General features: G+C 45.0%; 20 protein-coding genes. 6 read left to right on the top strand and 14 right to left on the bottom strand.

What is annotated here, in order from left to right; translation table 11 throughout:
* Positions 1–79: 79 nt before the first annotated feature.
* Positions 80–658, bottom strand: a complete 579-nt coding sequence (locus F6K46_RS26815; protein WP_293060749.1) for a nitroreductase family protein — start codon at positions 656–658, stop codon at positions 80–82.
* A 336-nt stretch (positions 659–994) separates the two neighbouring features.
* On the opposite strand from F6K46_RS26815, the gene F6K46_RS26810 reads away from it, so the two are divergent.
* Together F6K46_RS26810 and F6K46_RS26805 are read left to right on the top strand one after the other, a co-directional pair.
* Positions 995–1,690 (top strand): LysR substrate-binding domain-containing protein, encoded by a 696-nt coding sequence (locus F6K46_RS26810; RefSeq protein WP_293060747.1) that lies wholly within the window; start codon positions 995–997, stop codon positions 1,688–1,690.
* Between the two features lie 474 nt (positions 1,691–2,164).
* A complete protein-coding gene (locus F6K46_RS26805) occupies positions 2,165–2,308 on the top strand; it encodes a hypothetical protein (RefSeq protein WP_293060745.1) in 144 nt (47 codons plus the stop codon).
* A gap of 75 nt (positions 2,309–2,383) precedes the next feature.
* Here the strand turns inward: F6K46_RS26805 and F6K46_RS26800 are convergent, their stop codons facing one another.
* The gene (locus F6K46_RS26800; protein WP_293060743.1) at positions 2,384–2,515 is read right to left on the bottom strand and encodes a hypothetical protein; all 132 of its coding nucleotides are present in this window, start codon (positions 2,513–2,515) and stop codon (positions 2,384–2,386) included.
* A gap of 78 nt (positions 2,516–2,593) precedes the next feature.
* Here F6K46_RS26800 and F6K46_RS26795 point away from each other — a divergent pair, with 78 nt between their 5' ends.
* Entirely contained in the window at positions 2,594–2,743 is a 150-nt protein-coding gene (locus F6K46_RS26795) for a hypothetical protein (RefSeq protein ID WP_293060741.1), read from the top strand.
* On the opposite strand, the gene F6K46_RS26790 is transcribed toward F6K46_RS26795, so the two are convergent.
* The 6 genes from F6K46_RS26790 to F6K46_RS26765 all read right to left on the bottom strand — a co-directional run bounded on the left by F6K46_RS26790 (position 2,740) and on the right by F6K46_RS26765 (position 8,235).
* Positions 2,740–3,435, bottom strand: coding sequence for a redoxin domain-containing protein (locus F6K46_RS26790; protein WP_293060739.1), 696 nt, complete (start codon positions 3,433–3,435; stop codon positions 2,740–2,742). The two genes, F6K46_RS26795 and F6K46_RS26790, sit on opposite strands and share 4 nt — an antisense overlap.
* A gap of 175 nt (positions 3,436–3,610) precedes the next feature.
* Positions 3,611–5,719 carry a protein-disulfide reductase DsbD domain-containing protein gene (locus tag F6K46_RS26785; protein WP_293060737.1) on the bottom strand — a complete coding sequence of 703 codons (2,109 nt, stop codon included), beginning with the start codon at positions 5,717–5,719 and terminating at the stop codon, positions 3,611–3,613.
* 84 nt (positions 5,720–5,803) lie between these two features.
* Positions 5,804–6,415 (bottom strand): Uma2 family endonuclease, encoded by a 612-nt coding sequence (locus F6K46_RS26780; RefSeq protein WP_293060753.1) that lies wholly within the window; start codon positions 6,413–6,415, stop codon positions 5,804–5,806.
* Positions 6,416–6,478: 63 nt separating this feature from the next.
* Entirely contained in the window at positions 6,479–6,622 is a 144-nt protein-coding gene (locus F6K46_RS26775) for a hypothetical protein (protein WP_293060735.1), read from the bottom strand.
* A 129-nt stretch (positions 6,623–6,751) separates the two neighbouring features.
* Positions 6,752–6,922: a hypothetical protein gene (locus F6K46_RS26770; RefSeq protein WP_293060733.1), complete on the bottom strand. Its 171-nt coding sequence runs from the start codon at positions 6,920–6,922 to the stop codon at positions 6,752–6,754.
* A 56-nt stretch (positions 6,923–6,978) separates the two neighbouring features.
* Positions 6,979–8,235 (bottom strand): transposase, encoded by a 1,257-nt coding sequence (locus tag F6K46_RS26765; RefSeq protein WP_366510738.1) that lies wholly within the window; start codon positions 8,233–8,235, stop codon positions 6,979–6,981.
* A 224-nt stretch (positions 8,236–8,459) separates the two neighbouring features.
* On the opposite strand from F6K46_RS26765, the gene F6K46_RS26760 reads away from it, so the two are divergent.
* The gene (locus tag F6K46_RS26760) at positions 8,460–8,621 is read left to right on the top strand and encodes a hypothetical protein (RefSeq protein WP_293060731.1); all 162 of its coding nucleotides are present in this window, start codon (positions 8,460–8,462) and stop codon (positions 8,619–8,621) included.
* Positions 8,622–8,680: 59 nt separating this feature from the next.
* On the opposite strand, the gene F6K46_RS26755 is transcribed toward F6K46_RS26760, so the two are convergent.
* The 3 genes from F6K46_RS26755 to F6K46_RS26745 all read right to left on the bottom strand — a co-directional run bounded on the left by F6K46_RS26755 (position 8,681) and on the right by F6K46_RS26745 (position 12,525).
* On the bottom strand, positions 8,681–8,854 hold the full coding sequence (locus tag F6K46_RS26755; protein WP_293060729.1) for a DUF5615 family PIN-like protein: 174 nt from the start codon (positions 8,852–8,854) through the stop codon (positions 8,681–8,683).
* Between the two features lie 6 nt (positions 8,855–8,860).
* Positions 8,861–9,193, bottom strand: coding sequence for a DUF433 domain-containing protein (locus F6K46_RS26750; protein WP_293060727.1), 333 nt, complete (start codon positions 9,191–9,193; stop codon positions 8,861–8,863).
* Positions 9,194–9,276: 83 nt separating this feature from the next.
* The gene (locus F6K46_RS26745; RefSeq protein ID WP_293060725.1) at positions 9,277–12,525 is read right to left on the bottom strand and encodes an efflux RND transporter permease subunit; all 3,249 of its coding nucleotides are present in this window, start codon (positions 12,523–12,525) and stop codon (positions 9,277–9,279) included.
* Between the two features lie 45 nt (positions 12,526–12,570).
* On the opposite strand from F6K46_RS26745, the gene F6K46_RS26740 reads away from it, so the two are divergent.
* Positions 12,571–12,747, top strand: coding sequence for a hypothetical protein (locus tag F6K46_RS26740; protein WP_293060723.1), 177 nt, complete (start codon positions 12,571–12,573; stop codon positions 12,745–12,747).
* Positions 12,748–12,912: 165 nt separating this feature from the next.
* Here F6K46_RS26740 and F6K46_RS26735 read toward each other — a convergent pair whose 3' ends face one another.
* On the bottom strand, positions 12,913–14,442 hold the full coding sequence (locus F6K46_RS26735; protein WP_293060721.1) for an efflux RND transporter periplasmic adaptor subunit: 1,530 nt from the start codon (positions 14,440–14,442) through the stop codon (positions 12,913–12,915).
* A 192-nt stretch (positions 14,443–14,634) separates the two neighbouring features.
* Between F6K46_RS26735 and F6K46_RS26730 the strand changes: the two genes are divergently transcribed.
* The gene (locus F6K46_RS26730) at positions 14,635–16,332 is read left to right on the top strand and encodes an ABC transporter ATP-binding protein (RefSeq protein WP_293060719.1); all 1,698 of its coding nucleotides are present in this window, start codon (positions 14,635–14,637) and stop codon (positions 16,330–16,332) included.
* Positions 16,333–16,490: 158 nt separating this feature from the next.
* Here the strand turns inward: F6K46_RS26730 and F6K46_RS26725 are convergent, their stop codons facing one another.
* Positions 16,491–16,646 (bottom strand): hypothetical protein, encoded by a 156-nt coding sequence (locus F6K46_RS26725; RefSeq protein ID WP_293060717.1) that lies wholly within the window; start codon positions 16,644–16,646, stop codon positions 16,491–16,493.
* Positions 16,633–17,034, bottom strand: coding sequence for a hypothetical protein (locus tag F6K46_RS26720; RefSeq protein ID WP_293060715.1), 402 nt, complete (start codon positions 17,032–17,034; stop codon positions 16,633–16,635). Before F6K46_RS26720 ends, F6K46_RS26725 begins: the two co-directional genes overlap by 14 nt.
* Position 17,035: the final 1 nt, after the last annotated feature.

Here is a 17,035-nt window from a genome sequence, read left to right as displayed (position 1 = left end):
AGAGGCTTTTTCAAGGTATTTGATTAGTTGTCTCTAACTCAGGGATAGAACTGCCTCTAATCCCCTAATAACAATAACTTCAGCCGTTCCTTCTCACAGCCACTTTTTTTGGTGCAAGATCTGAGTTAAATGCTTCTTTAACCTGAGCAGACACAAATCCTTCCATTGGACAGGTATCAACTCCAAAGCTTTTTGCCACAATCATTAAATGAGCAACGGCTAACATAGTGTGACGATTTGTCCAGGCTTCGGGGGATTGAAAGGAGGCATGATACTCAAACATTTGAGGAATTGAGCTACGCATAAAATCTGCATAAGCATCATTGACTCCACCAACATTTTTACCAAGTTGAATCACCGATTCAATGTAATCGGTTTGAGTAACTCGGCGATCGCCACAACAAATTAATACAACTGGAGCTTCTGTTACTTGACGCTGATCAAAGGCACAGGCTCTTAACTTTTCTTTATTAGCTTGCTCTTGTAGGACTATAAAGCGCCACGGTTGTAAATTAAAACCGGAGGGCGATCGCACTCCTAAGCGAAAAATTTCTGTTAAGATTTCTTTGGGAATTGGATCAGGACGAAATGAACGGGCAGCACGACGCTGTTCTATTGCTTCTTTTAATCCCATTGAAGGTGATAGTTCTGTGGTCATAGTTAGTTAGTTGAAGGTTGATAGGTTGATAGGTTTAAAGTTTACGGTTTACGGTTTACGCTTAATATTAAGCAAAAATAAATCTTAGTAAAAAGAAAAATTTACTAGATGCCAATAGTAAGCAAAATCTGGATATATAGTGTTTAAAAATCAGTAATTTATTCGCAATTACCTCTTGTCTTTTAACTGTTCCCTGTTCCCTGTTCCCTGTTCTCTAAAACAAAAAAAATTGTACCTCACAAAATTTAAAATCTCTATATTACTAGCTTAGGTAGTAATGTGAATTGTGTCTAATATAATTTTTGGAGGGACTTGATACCTCGAAAGGTATGACTGATGCTATCTAACATTGAACTTAATCATCTTAAGACTTTTCTGGTCGTGGCGGAAGAGATGAATTTTGGGCGAGCTGCAGAGCGGCTTCATATTGCTCAACCGCCTTTGAGTCGTCAAATTAAACGCCTTGAGGAAAGCTTAGGGGTACAACTTTTTCATCGTACCAAGCCCCAGATTCAACTAACTGAAGCTGGTAGGGCGTTGGTGTTAGAGGCGCGAAGGATCCTGAAGCAGGTGGATTTGGGTGTTCAAGTTACTCAGCGAGCTAGTCGTGGGGAAATTGGCCAGATTATCTTGGGGTTTGAGGGGTTTTCTTCAGCTGATATTGTCCCGCTATCGATTCAAACTTATAAGCAGCAATACCCTGATGTACACATTGTGGCTAAGGAAATGTCAACTGGGGAACAACTTCAGGCATTGTTGGAGCAACGGATTGATTTGGGTTTTATTGTGCCTCGCAAGGTGGATGAATCACTGATGGTGGAAACTATTCTGCGAGAACCGTTGGTGTTGGCGGTATCTGAAACTCATCCTCTAGCTAGTCAAGATCAGGTGCAACTACAGCAACTCCAGGATGAACCGTTCATTCTGGGATTAAATACTGATCAATGTGGTTTATATTCGGCGGTGATTCGTGTTTGTCACCAGGCTGGCTTTACTCCTGAGGTGAGTCAATTGACACTCCCCGGTCATTAGACACGGGGATTCTTACTTCACAGATTCGACTTGCTCAACCTGGTCGGAACCAAGAAGAGTAGAGGCCAAATCTCCATAAGCGTTTCGGGGAAACCGACGCTGCGCGAACGGGCCTATGACCCAGGTTCCGATGTGCCCCACCGTACCTTGTCTTGATGCAATAGCGAGTGGGGGGAACCCCGGCATGAAGGCGCTGCATCGCTTTTTTTATATATAGATAGATACTTTTTTAATCTAATTTTTTTCATAGACGTTTAAGTCGTTAGACCAAATTACGCAATATGTATCTCTTACATATTTTTTACGTTGCCTACTTATTTTTAGATAGTATTTATCTATATTTTTAGTTTATTGTAATGGTTTTTATCCTAACACGCTCTGTGAAAACTGTCAAGTTTTAGCTTAAAAAGAAAGCCGTCCTATAAGGACGGGGCTTTAAACCCAATTTTTTCGGTAACCAATGAAACCCAACTGATGTTGGGATTTGTGGCAGCAGGTATGGGAATTGCTCTATTGCCCAATTCGATCAGACGTTTTCGTCGAGATGGGGTAGTGTATCGGTCAGTAGAACCTTCTACGGCAGAGATTGTGGAGCGCGATCGCATGGCGTATTACTAATCCTTGTCCTACTCTTGAGCAGTTTTTACAAGTTGTTAGAAATACAGCGAATATAATTGATGTGTGAATAATACTTTAGCACAGGGAACAGGGAACAGGGAACAGGAAACAGGGAACAGGGACTAGGGAACAGAGAATAAAAGTTCTCACAATTCCTACACGGAACCCTATTTCTTTGACAATAGTAATGACACCAAGGGCGAACAATCTTCAACATTGAACCTTTAGCTATTGTATTCAAATATAATATAGCGTTTTTCATAGCTATTAGGTACACATAATTTTTTGCCTCTTGCCTCTTGCCTCTTGCCTCTTGCCTCTTGCCTCTTGCCTCTTGCCTCTTGCCTCTTGCCTCTTGCCTGCTCCCTGCTCCCTGCTCCCTGCTCCCTAACACCCAGAACAAAAGTACCTCACCGAATTAACCGCTGTCTTTAACTATTATATTTCACCGAGCAACCGTAAGGCTGAGTGACTGTTGTTTCTACAGGTTTATTAGTAATAACACTATCCACAGCAGCTCGGACATAGTTGGTAGCAGTTTCTACATCGGCTGGATTAGCTGAGGGTTTATTATCAATTGCGCCCATGTATTTTAGGACTCCATCAGTATCAATAACATACATATGGGGTGTGGTGCGAGCTTGATATAGACGACCAATGGTGCCTTCGGAGTCTATAATTACTGCTGTGGGACTAGCGCTACTGCTTTTAATCAATTCATTGGCTTTTTGAGGGGTGACATGACCTTGCTTTCCTGGAGCTGAGGAGATTATTGATAACCACACTACTCCTTTGCTGGTGGCTTCTTTCTGAAGTTTCTGCATGTTACCGCTGCTGTAATGTTTGCGGACAAAGGGACATTGGTGATTAGTCCATTCCAATACTACGACTTTCCCTTTGAAATCACTGAGCTTGTGGGTGGTATTGTTGCTGTCAACTCCACTGAATTCTGGTGCTTTTCCATCAATCTGTAATGGTGATGATGCTGCAATTGCGGTGGATGCTTGACTTGTAGTTTTAGAATCTTTGGTGAGGGGAGGATTCTGGCATCCAGTGATAATTAGGGCTAGGGCTACTAATCCAGTGGTGGTGATTTTCTGACCGTTTAATTTGATAAAATTTTTCATGTTTTTTGATGGCTGATTGTTGATTGTTGATTATTACTTGTTAATTGTCACTTGCTGCTTGTTATTTTCTATTTCCTTAAATTATACCTAAATTTTATATAAGGATTCTAAATGAATTGTTATAATTCTCGTTCCTTGTTCCCGACTCCCGACTCCCGACTCCCGACTCCCTTTCCTATAGATTTTTGATGGCACGTTGAACTTGCTCTGGGGATAGAATCTGAGGTAGTATAATAGGCTGGGTAAATTCTGAGTCTGGTGGATACAAGACATAAAGGGGTACGCCACTACGTCCGAAGGATTCTAGAGCTTTGGTGATGGCTGGGTCACGATTAGTCCAGTCGGCTTTGAGTAGGGCAATTTTTTTAGACTCAAAGGCGGCTATGGTTTCTGGCTGGTTGAGGGCGACACGGTCATTAACTAGACAGGTAATGCACCAGGATGCTGAGAAATTCAGGAATACTGGGCTTCCTGATTGCCTTAGTTTAACTAGTCGTTCAGCGGTATAGGGTTGCCATTTGATGCCCTGATTTTGATTATGGGTCAGTGCAGTAGGAGTGGTGGTGGAGATTTGGGCTAAGCTCAGGGAAAATCCTAGGGCGACTAAGGCGCAGATTGAGCCCAAATGCTTTCCTAGAGGGGGGAGTAGGCGGGTTTTTTGGTGCAGCCAAGTGGCAAAGGCAATTAGGATTAGTCCTGCTAGGGCGGCTGCTAAACCGTTGGTTCCAGTTTGCTGGGCTAATACCCAGATTAACCAGGCGGTGGCGGCGTACATGGGGAATGCCAGAAACTGTTGAAAGGTTTCCATCCATGCTCCTGGTTTGGGTAAAATACGCTGCAATCCTGGGGTGAAGCTAATGGCTAGGTAGGGCAGGGCTAGCCCAAGACCGAGCATTTCAAAGATTGCGATCGCTATCGGTACGGATTGGGTCAGGGCTACTCCCAGGGCAGTTGCCATGAATGGTGCGGTGCAGGGAGTGGCGACTACGGTGGCAAAGACTCCTGTGAAAAATTCCCCTATGTATCCTGAGCGAGTGGTTAATCGTTGCCCAATTCCCATGATGGAAGCACCGAAGATGAAGACTCCCGATAGGCTTAAGCCAACGGCAAACATTAGATATGCCATTAAGGTAACGAAAACGGGGGATTGTAGCTGGAATCCCCAGCCGATTTGTTGCCCTAGCGATCGCAAAATTAATAGCACACTGGCCACTACGGTAAAACTGACGAGAATGCCTGCGGTGAATGCGATCGCATGCCGTCTCACTTGCTTGGGACTTTTCTGGGATTTTTGGACTATGTTGAGTGCTTTGAGGGATAGCACTGGGAAGACACAGGGCATCAGGTTGAGGATTATGCCTCCGAGTAGTGCTAGCAGCAGCACTTCCCATCGGGGTTGGGTTGGGGTTGGGGCGGTTTTGCCTATTTCATTGCTTACTGCGGCTTCAATGGTGAAGGCTTGAACTACGGATTGGTTGTCTAGGGATTCTCGAATCACTAGCACTCCAGTGATGGGGTCGAGTTTCCTAAGATAGCCTCGCTGCAATCGCAAGCTGATTCCATCTTGATTAAGTTCTGCGATTTGAGGGGCTGGGTTGCTAATGATACCGTCTTGATGTGGGAAAAAGGTCACCTCTTGGATTTGAGCCTCTTCCATTTCCGGGGCTTCAACTTGCAGGGTTAAGTCTTGTGGTTCGATAGTGACCGTGACTTTCCATGGGGAGGGTTTGGGTAGAGCTTGACGGGCTTGCTCAAATACCTGTGTCCACTGTTGGTTGACTAAGGGAGGTCTAGAGGTAATTGGTAAGGTGAGGTTAAGGGTGCCTTCTTCGGGAATACAGTTTACTTTACAGACCAGCCAATCAGCTTTTACTCGGAGTTGGAGAGAATCGGGAGTAGCTAGGTTGGCTGGGGGTGTGATTTGGCTGAGTAGGGTAACGTCTTCTTCATAGCCAAAGTTCATTAATGGCTCAAGGGGTAGCCGCTGGGGATAGGGCCAAACGATGTCTCCCACTTCAAAGCCGGGGGGTAGGGTCCACTTAAGGGTAGCTCCAAGACCCGAGTCACCAGGGTTTCGCCAATAGGTGTGCCAGCCGGGACGGATGTTGAAGTGTAGTCCTACCCAGAAAGGGGTTCCAGGTTGAATGTTGATGACTTCGCTGATTAATTGCACCTCGACGTTCTCGGTTTGGACTGGGTTAGCCGAGGCGGGAGCAATGGGTAGTAAGGTAGTGGATAGGGTTAGGGCTAGGGCTATGATCCAGGTGAGGAGTTGGTAGAACATGATGACTCTAGTGATACATGTTTAACCTACACAATTTTTTTAAGGAATCATTGATCGCGTATTCCAATTGGATTAAAGCGTTGTTCAGCCTTCCCAAACTTCTTCCATGACCATGACAAAACCAGGCAGTACTGATTCATCCCCCTTCACTGTAGCTGGATTGTCCAACTGCTCCACTTCTACCCCAGGACGGTAAATATATACTTGACGACTATTTGGCTCAATCAACCACCCCAACAGAGCGCCATTTGACCTGTACTCTTCCATCTTTTCCTTAAGACTCTTCACCCTATCACTGGGAGAGCGCAACTCAATCACAAAATCTGGGCACAGAGGAATAAACTTTTTCCTTTGTTGAGGCGTTAGGGCTTCCCACCTGTCTTTTTTGACCCAAGAAGCATCAGGGGAACGTTCTGCACCATTGGGCAGCTTAAATCCACCAGAAGAATCAAATACCTTGCCTAGCTTTGTTTGGCGATTCCACAACTGTAGCTGAAAATTAATGTTGGAATTTTTTTGAGATGTTTCACCTCCTGTGGGGGGCATAACAATTATTTCTCCGTCTAATGTGCGCTCAATTCGTAAATCTCGATTAATCTGACAAAACTCAAAAAATTGGTCATCATCCATAGCCCATGCCGGGGGCATCCTCAACACAATAGGATTGGTTTCAACAGCTGTGGTGGCTACTTTCATGGCGATCTCTACTTCCCGCACAAAAGAGTTTCTTCTATTCTAGTTAAGAAAAATACCCAGTCTTTAGCCTATAGCAAGTCTTATACCCATGAGGTACAAATCTCTGGGTTTTAGGGAGCAGGGAGCAGGGAGCAGGGAGCAGGGAGCAGGGAAGTCGGAAGTCGGAAGTCGGAAGTCGGAAGTCGGAAAAAATAATGTGTACCTCATAGCTATGATAAACGCTATAAAAACCCAACTAAGCTGCACGTCACTCCGCACCATTGGAGATTTTAGCACCTCCGTTCCGTTCGGAAAATTGAGTAATTTAACGGTAATGGTAGCAGCAACTACTCCTATTTACCGTAGAGGTAGAAATCTTACTTGTCCTTCCCACTCTCCCTCAAGGCTGCACTCAGCAATCAAGATAATTTCCTCTATCGCTAGCCCGATTGGGACACGACGACTCACCTCAAACAACCCAGGCATAGATAATCCTGCTTGGATACGTTCGTATGCGAAAGTTATCATCGTAGCAACATCATGAGATGAACTACCCCGTCCTGGTCGTTCGCCTTTGGCGTGGCCTACGGCCAGGACGGGGTGTCAGCAGACCCGTCCTTAGAACGTGATTTTTGACGCTTCATCTTTCCTAGTTGCCTCATCGAGCCAGTGTGCTTACTAGTCTTTGAGGTAGAGCTAGAAAATCCACGTTTATCGAGGTCAGTCCCGTACCCCGGCTGTTTTCCATTAGCTGCATTGAACATTACCATTGCGCTTGTCTTGTCTCTATCGAACTCAAAGCCGCAAGCATCACAGACATGGTATCTATTCGATAGTTCAGCCCAACTTTTGTGAACTTTCCCACATTCTGGACAACGCTGAGATGGTTTTAATTGTCTAGTCGGTAGTTGAAGGACAATTCCGCCTTTGAGTTCGATTTTGTAGGTCAGCATTTTATTAAGAGTGCCGAATCCCACATCCAAAATAGCCTTGTTTAATCCAGCTTTTTGTTTTTTCCTTTTTGACCCTTTCTTAGCTTTTAGGGTCATCCCTTTTGTATTTAGCTTTTCAGTTACGCCGATGTCATAACGACTAGATAAATCTGACGTAACTTTGTGTTGCCAATCCTTGCGCGCTAACCCAACTTTTCTTTTTAATTTGGATTCTTTTTTGTTCGCCTTCTTCCAACGCTTAGACGCTTTTATGCCTTTTTTGAAATTAGGAGCCTGTTTGCTGCGCTTTTCCTTACCAGCGGCTTTAACCTTGGATTCTAAGGTCTTCGTAAAGCGCTGGTTAGCTATCTCCTCAAACTCTCTGCCATTGAAAGCTGTAATTGCTGTTTCAGTTCCCAAGTCATAAGCTACGATTTTTTCATACGTCAAGTCAGATCCTGATCCGTATTTAGCTGTTTGGGATTCTATTTTGACAGTTATTGAAGCATACCAAGCATTAACACTAGGCTTGTAAGTAATAGTTAAGGTTGTTGGAGTTCCCCAAGATTTTGTTTGACCACGCATCTTTATAGTGATGCCAAGGTCGTTTAACGTCAAAGTGCCATTCTTCCCGTCAGTGTTAACCTTCCAACCAGCTTTACTAGGATAAGTCCATCCAGAGTATTTCCGAATTGGTTTATACTTTGGAATTTCACTCAACCCTTGGAAGAACCGATTATATGCCAAATCTACTCTTTTAAGAGTGGCCTGCAAAGAAGTACTGTATAACTCCTTGTACTCCGGCCAGCACTTCTTGAAATCAGGCAAGCAATTCTGCTGATCAAAGTATCCTATGGATTTTTTGTTAGCCTTCCATTCATAGCGACGATGCTCCGAAGGAGCCGCCAAGGGCGAACGGCTATCCCAGCGTTATAGAGTAACTGATGCAGTTTTCTCGCATAAAACATCTTTGAATTAGCTGTTTGATTGGGATAAATACGAAATGTCTGCCTAAGATTCGCCATAAATTAAATCACATCCTTTAACTCCGTGCTCTTTACCTGCTATATTATTAGTATAGTTGATGATAAATATAAATGTCAAGCACAAAAAGGAAAAATCCTCAGAAAAGAATGAGGGGAGCACCCGCTCATTATGACGAACTAAAAAGACAACACGGAATTTGGCTTACAGACAGCACTTGGAAATGGTTGCAGCTAGCAGCTAAAGACTCTGGGGTAAGCGTTGGAGAATACATAGAGAGCTGGGTCAGAAAACAGATCTCTGGTATTTGAAGGGGCTATCCATCCCCCACCTGAACGAGGTGGGGGAATTTCGCCCCCTCAAACTCCCCCTATCTTGTTAAAACCATTCGTCCTTCTTGAGCAGCCCATGCTAAAACAGTTGGATCATCTGCTCCTGATAAGTCCACATCTTGAACACGCACAATATCAATATCTGGACTTTGGCGAAGAACACCTCGGACAATTTGGTTATTAAAATTTTCATCTGCCAGGAATCGAGCCATTTGGGATTACCTGGATTGATTGCGCCTAGCTAGTAAGCGATCGCGTATTCCAATGGGATGAAAGCGTTGTTCAGCTTCCTGCTGAATTGCATCTGTCTGACGTTGACGTTCTACCAGATAGGTATGAACCTCATCTTGATGTCTGAGATAGTAACCGATAACCAAGTAGATATCTGGTAGTTGTAGCGATGGATATTGCTCTGCTATTTCCTCTGGCGTGCATCCCTCAAGAAAAGCAGTCACAACAGTGTCTAGGGTGACGCGAGTTTTGGCAACTCGTACAACACCATAGCCATCTGTCTCTATTGGTGCGGGTTCAATGGCAATTGCTAGAGTCATGACGTTATCAGGTTTCTATTTGATATGGTAGCAAACGCCTAGTCAGGATGAGGAATAGGCGTTGCTGAATCAGCAAGGTCAGATTAATCAACTCTAACCATTTGACGGGATTTTTCTTTCTTATTAATATCAGAAGGTTTCAGCTTCTGACCCCTAAAGTCTCCTAATAATCCCATCAATGCTGGAACTACTGTAGGTGTCAGTAATGTAGACAAGGCCAATCCTCCAGTTAAGGTAATCCCTAACCCTTGATATAATTCAGCTCCTTTCCCTGGTATTACTGCTAACGGTAACATTCCCAGTACTGTAGTTCCAGCAGACATGAATATTGGTCGTAAGCGATCGCATACAGCTCTATACAACGATGTATCGTAATCTATTCCTTCTCGCTGTAATTGCAAGGCTCGGTCTACTAAAAGGATGGCATTATTCACCACAACTCCAGTCAGAATCACAAATCCCAACCCAGTAATCATATCCAGCGGTACCACAACACCAGGAATTCTGTTGACTATCACCAAACTCAACAAGGCTCCGGTTAATCCTATTGGTACTGTTGCCATAATTACGATGGGATAGAGAAAAGAACGGTAGAGTGCTACTAGCAGCAGATAGGTAATCACTAAAGACAGAAGAAAGATTGACCCCAACTGAACTAAGGTTTCTGATAGCAAATCTGCTGAACCAGCTAACTCGACACGATAGCCAGCAGGTAGGGTTTGCCGGAAGGGTTTGAGAATTTGCTGCTCTGTCTGTTGAACTAGTTTTCCTAAGGGAGCTGAGCGCTCGACATTAACGGCTAGGGTAATAGAACGCTGTAAATCCACTCGCTCAATGGTATCGGGTCCGGTGGTATCTACTACTTCAGCCACATCAGCTAGTTGTACTTTCCCACCATTGGGAGTATAGATCACTAACTGACGCAACTGCTCTGGGGTTTTGACAACGGTATGTTGTAATTCAACGGTCACATCCAGTTCCCGTTTACCATCCACGAATTCTGAGGCTCTAATCCCACCGAGAGCAGCTTCAACCATTCTCCCTAAGTCAGCTTCTGACAAGCCCACTTCTGCCAATCGCACCCGATTGGGAATTATTTGTAATTCTGGCGCACCAGTAACAAAACTCGAACTAGCATTGCGCACACCTTCCAGTTGGCGCAATTGCTTAGTAATATCCTGACCCCACTGGTTTAATTGATCCAGGTCTTGTCCTACCAGACGGACAGTATAGGACTTGCCTGGATTACGAAAAATGGGAATGCGCCTGGCAACCACAAAGCGATAACCAGGAAAATTAGACTTTACCTTTCTCATCCGATTCACCATTGCATCGAGATTCCTACCGGTAGCTAACTCTGGCTTGAGACGGACTAAAATTGCTTTCCATCTGGAGCTTGCTAATACCAAGGTTCGGTCAATTTCCGGCTGCTGTGCCAAGAACTTTCTGGCTGGTTGGGATAGCCGTAGGAATTCTGGAATACTGGTGCCTGGAAAGGGTTCCGTTAACCACATAATTAAATTACGGTTCCCTTCTGGTAGGTAATCCATTGGGGGGAGTAACCGAATACTGACAAAGAGCAATACTACAGGAATCAACAACACAGCCAAACGCCTTCCGATCCGTTTGCCACCAAGAGACCAACGCACGGTTTTTAATAAAAATCCCTCTAGCTTGCCTTGCCATACTCGAAACACTGCTGAAGTCTTGGCTACAGCTAGTTGGATTTTGGCTGCCATACTCCGCTGCTGTGGGCGTAAGGCTTTTGGGCGTAAGCTTTCTGGGTCTAAACCTGGTGGGGTGCCGACATCCCCCATCCCCTGCAAAATCTGTTGCGCCTCCGCTTGATTAAGAAACAGTCCCGATAGCATCGGCACTAGGGTCAGAGCTGCAAACAAGGAAAACAATACCGATGTCGATAGAGCAATACCAATATCAAAGAAGAGCTGTCCTGCCTCCCCTGTGACTAAAACAATGGGAGCAAATACTGCTACGGTAGTCAGAGTAGAGGCTAGCATGGCTGACCACACTTCTTGAGTGCCGTCAATAGCAGCTCGGATCGGATTTTTTCCCCGTTGCATGTGGGTGAAGATATTTTCTAGCACCACAATGGCATTATCCACCACCATTCCGACAGCAAACGCTAATCCTGCCAGACTGATCACATTCAGAGAGCGACCCAGCCAGGCTAAGACAATAAAGACGGTAATAATAGTAGTCGGAATAGTTAGGGCAATTACTGCTACGGTGCGCAATGACCCGAGAAACAGCAGCAACACTAGGGATGCTAGTATCGCACCCATGATCAAATTTTGCTGCACTAAGGCAATAGATTGGTTAATATAGCCATTCTCGTCGTAGTTAATTAAGAACTGGACACCTTCCCCTTGCTGTTCGAGTTGGGCTTCCATTTCCTTGAGTACTGCTCTGACTCCCTTAGATATCTCTGGGACATTGCTACCAATTCGTCTTTCGATACCAATGCCAGCCGTTGGTTGGTCATTTGCTACAAGAACCGTACTTTCTAGCTTGCGACCAATTTGGACATCAGCTACATCTCCCAAATAGACAGTTCCTGATTGGTCTCGGCGCAACACAAACCCTTCCAACTCCTTCACATCCTCAGAGCGACTGACGGTGCGGACTCGGTATTCCCGTCTGCCCACTATCATCGGTCCACCCCGAATATTGCGGTTATTAGTGCGCAAAGCATTCACGACATTAGACAGGGTTAGATTGCGGTCAGCTAAGGCTTTCGGATCTACAATCACCTCCACTTCCCGTTCCCGTCCCCCGGGAGTCAGAATCTGACCCACTCCTTCTACTTGCCGTAACTTGGGTACGATGGCATCTTGAATCAAGTCACGGTAATGGTCTGGGTCAGAATCATAGCCTTGTTTGGGCATTAGGACAATCCACATCATGGGACGGCTAACACCGCTGACCACTTCAGCAGAGGGGTCTCCCGCTTCTGGGGGTAGAGAGGACACTCGTTGTAATTTGCTCAAGACATCTACTAAGCGAGCATCAATATCTGTTCCCCAATTGAATTCGAGAGAAATGCGACTGCGTCCAGGGCGAGAGCTACTGGTAATTTCTTTAACCCCTGTGACTTCTTCGAGGGCTTCTTCGATTGGTCTAGTAATCAGGTCTTCTACTTCCGTCGGTCCTGCTCCAGCGTAGGAGGTGCTAATGGTAATTTCTGGGGTATCACCTCCTGGTCGAAGTTCTAGGGGAAGCTGGAATAGGGCTAAGATGCCACATAGGGCTAGGAGGCAGAACAGAACAAATGTTCCGTGTCGCCACCGGACAGCTGTTTCGATAAGTTTCATCAAATTTCACCGAAGTTGGCAACTTAGGAACTAAAGAATGCGCGAATGCGCGAATGCGCGAATGCGCGAATGCGGGAATCGGGAATCGGGAATCGGGAATCGGGAATCGGGAGCGGTGAGACCCGTGATGGCGAGCAATCCCTTGACCGTAGGTCACGCGGGGCGCGTTCGCCATCATCGAAAGCGCACGCCCTGGGAATCGGTAAGGATTCTAGAGACTAATACAGCACGGCGGAAATCAATATAGTTTTCAAAAATAGCAAAACTCTTATATATTAAACCTTTAATCAGTAAATATGTAATATTTTTGAATTTTGAATTTTGAATTTTGAATTCCGCACAGCGGTACTATTTTTTAAGGTTTGGAAGAGGTCCGATAATTAGGAATTAAGGATTAGTAATGTTAACTGGTGAACCATCTTTTAAACCTTCACCCCCTGACACAACTAGGGGTTGATTGGCTTGTAATTGTTGATTAGTGATCAGGAGTTTTTCCCCCATATCCACTAAGATTTCTACGGTAAACTCTTGTGCTTTGTCTTGGGAAATGGTATAGATTAGGGATTGGTTTTTTCGTTTAATGATGGCATCACGGGGGATAACAAAACTGGGATCTACATCAATGGGTAAATCTAAGGTGGCTTGAATTCCCATTCCAGCTAATAAGTCTTTTGGGGGATTGTTGAGATTTACCCTTACTAGTTGTCGCCGTGAGTTGGCATTGGCTGTAGGCATAACGCTGGTAATCTCTGCTCGTTGCTGCCAGTTAGGTAAACTTCGCGGTGCAGTTAATTCCACATACATCCCTGGTTTGACCTGATTAGTAAACTTTTCTGGTACTTCTAGAAAGATATCGAATTGAGCATTATTGACCAAGGTAATGATGGCATCGCCACCTTCAACATAGTTGCCAGTGCCAACCTGGCGGGATTGCACAACCCCGGTTGTAGGGGCTTTAATCGTGGCTCGTTCTGATGCTAGTTGAGCTTGGTCAACCGCTGCCTGAGCTGCTGCTACTACCCCTTTCTGGGCATCAATTTCTTCCTGGGTTGGTCCGACTTGGGCTTCAGCTAACAAAGCTGCAATGCGGAACCGCTCACTGGTGGTGGCATCAAGGGTACTTCTGGCTTCAGCAATCTCTTGCTGGGTTTTAGTTTGTTCTGCACTTAGGGCAGCTTCAGCCCGTAAGCGATCACTGGTGGCTGCATCAGCTGCTTTTTCGGCTTCCACTTTTGCTCGTTCAGAGAGAGCTCCTTCCAGAGTTAGGGCTTCAATGCGTTTTAGGTTATCCTTTGCTTCTTGTTCCCGAGCTTGAGCCGCATCTAGTTCTGCTTGCCGTTGGGCAATTAAATTGGGTTGGACGGCTATCATACCATCAAGGTTGTCCTTTGCTTCTTGTTCCCGAGCTTGAGCAGTATCCAGTTCTGCTTGCCGTTGGGCAAGAATTTCTGGACGGGTTCCCACTTGTAATCGAGCCAGATTACTTTTTTCCTGAGCAAGCCTTGCCTTAGCTTGGGCGAGGGCTAACTGTTGGTCAGCACCATCAAGAATAGCAATGGTCATTCCTGGTGTAACGCGATCGCCTTCTCGGACTTTGACTTGTTGTATCACACCATCGATCTGAGATTTAATCGTGATTTTTTCACTTGCCTCTACTTCACCCAGTAACTGGATCCGTTTAACTCCTTTACCTAAGGTCAGGGGAATAGTTTCTACCGGTCGCGGCGGTGTCTGTTTGGTTTTCGTCTGGGCTACAGGGGTTTCTGGTACTGTCGAGATTTGCAACAAAGCTAGACCTCCTACCAAAAAGAGGACTGTCAGTAGCCATGCAGAGGATTTGCCTTTGGTTTCTTCTTGGCTTTGGGAATGTGACTCTGGTTGATAGTGATTAGACACTTGGGTATTTACAGGTTCCATGGTGATGCCCTGACAAAAAGATGTCAAAAAGATGTTTATAGGATAACTTTGCTCAATCCTACTGCTGGCCTGATTAACTCGATCAGAGCAGTTGACTTAGATAGGAATTACTCTAGCTTTACAAATTTTAATCAAAATTTAATGGTTATGGCATCAAAGTTTTTATATTCTTAGGGGAGGAAAATTAAATCGATGAGTGAACCGCTACTTTGTGTCGAAAACTTGCAGGTGGCCTATCCTAGTACCCAATCCCTTGCAAAACCGGCTTGGGCAGTAGATGATGTTTCCTTCTTGCTAGATTCAGGGGAGCGACTGGGATTAGTCGGTGAGTCAGGCTGCGGTAAGTCTACTCTGGGACGAGCTATCATGCAGTTGTTACCGCAACGGTCGCGAGTGACAGGACAGGTAAGGTTTGCTGGAAAGTCTGTCTTTGACTTAACCCCTGCACAGCTGCGCCAGTTTCGGGGAGAAGCAGTAGCGCTAGTGTTTCAAGACCCGATGACTCGCCTTGACCCTTTGATGAGTATAGGCGAACACTGCCTAGAAACCCTCAGAGCTCACCAACCCCAGCTATCACGACGTGAGAGTAAAGCCAAAGTATTAGAAACTCTAGATGCGGTGAAAATTGCCGCTAATCGCTTCTCTCAATATCCCCATGAATTTAGTGGCGGGATGCGACAACGGGTTGCGATCGCATTAGCGTTGTTGCTCAATCCCAAGTTAATTGTAGCAGATGAACCCACCACCAGCTTGGATGTTACGGTAGAGGCACAGATATTAGAAGAATTAACTAGGTTATGTCGAGAACGGGACATGGCACTGTTACTGATTTCTCACGATTTGGCCATGATTGGGGAATATTGCGATCGCATTGCGGTAATGTATGGTGGCAAAATGGTGGAAACTGGGCCAGTGCAACAGATTCTGTGGCAACCTAACCATGACTATACGCGATCGCTCTTAGAAGCAGCTCTACATCTGCAGGCAGTTAAAGACCACACTGACACTAATGATACTGACACTAATAACCCTGACACTAATAACCCTGAGGGGAATTCCAGCTCTGGGATTCCTACCCCTTTACTAAGGGTTACTAATCTCAAGCAATATTATACCTTAGAAAGCAATTTTATTCAGCAACTAGTATCTCAAGAAAAAAACGTTATCAAAGCTGTGGATAACGTCAGCTTTGATTTATATCCTGGGGAAATTTTGGGACTAGTAGGAGAATCCGGTTGTGGCAAAAGTACTTTATCTCGCACTATTTTGCAATTAGTTCGTCCTACCGCTGGAACCGTTGAGTTTAAAGGCACAAATTTAGCTACACTCAATCGACATTCCCTACAAGAGATTCGTCGTCAAATCCAAATGGTATTTCAGGACCCCCATGCTTGTCTTAATCCTTTAATGACTGTGGGAGAAAGTATTGCCGACCCCTTATTTATTCATAAATTAGCGGCTAATTCAACAGCAGCTAAAAACCAGGTTAATGAAATGCTAGAACGGGTAGGATTAACGCCTGTAGAGGATTACTATAATCGCTATCCCGCTGACCTTTCTGGAGGACAACAACAACGGGTTGCGATTGCTCGGGCATTGATTACTCATCCTAGTTTGGTGATTTGTGATGAACCAGTAAGTATGCTGGATGCTAGTGTCCAAACTCAAGTATTAGAATTAATGTTAGAGTTGAAAGAAGCCTTTAATCTTACCTATTTGTTTATTACTCATGACCTCTGGGTAGCACGGTTTTTCTGTGATGGAATCGCCGTGATGAATAAAGGTCAGATTGTTGAAAAGAAACCAACTCATGACCTGTTTACTAATCCTGAGCATCCTTACACTAGAACCTTGCTAGAGGCAGCTCCGTTGTTAGATAAACAAAGGTGATTTGTAAGCTATCAGCTATCAGCATTCAGCATATGTGCTACGCACACGCTACGCGAACAGCATTCAGCATATGTGCTACGCACACGCTACGCGAACAGCATTCAGCTTATGCGCACGCTACTTGAGGTGCTTTGTGGCACAGGCTTCTAGCCTGTGACTTAACGGCTGACGGCTGATAGCTGACGGCTGTTCGCGTAGCGTGCGCGTAGCGCATAAGCTGACGGCTGATAGCTGACCGATGCTTCACAGGCTGGAAGCCTGTTCCACAAAGCTGACCGCTGACGGCTGACCGCTGAGGGCTTACTGGATTTCAATAGTTTCAGCAGTGATAGCAGACTTACTGGAACCAGAACTCTGACCTTTAATCCGAACTTTTTGGTCAGGACTTAATTTTCCTGGGTCAACAGTTTCTCCTTGACGAGTGATTTTGGTATCGGAAAGAAGTTGTACACTATAGGAACCAGACTGAGTTTCTACCTTCAACTGTAGAGGGAAACTTTCCATAACTGCGACAATTTTACCTTCGATAATCATTTGTTCATCAGTTGAGGTAACTATTGGATTATTATCTGGATTATTACCCTGATTGTTTTCCGGTGAAACGTCTGGTTGGGGAGCGCTACAAGCAGAAAACAGCAGGCTTAATCCGATAAGACTGCTCAAAGCAAAAGATTTAAAAGGAATTTGTAGTTTAGTAGTCATC

Origin of the sequence: Moorena sp. SIO3E8, from assembly GCF_010692445.1 — a bacterium.
Lineage (GTDB): Bacteria > Cyanobacteriota > Cyanobacteriia > Cyanobacteriales > Coleofasciculaceae > Moorena > Moorena bouillonii.
This window is presented reverse-complemented; position numbering and strand designations above follow the sequence as displayed.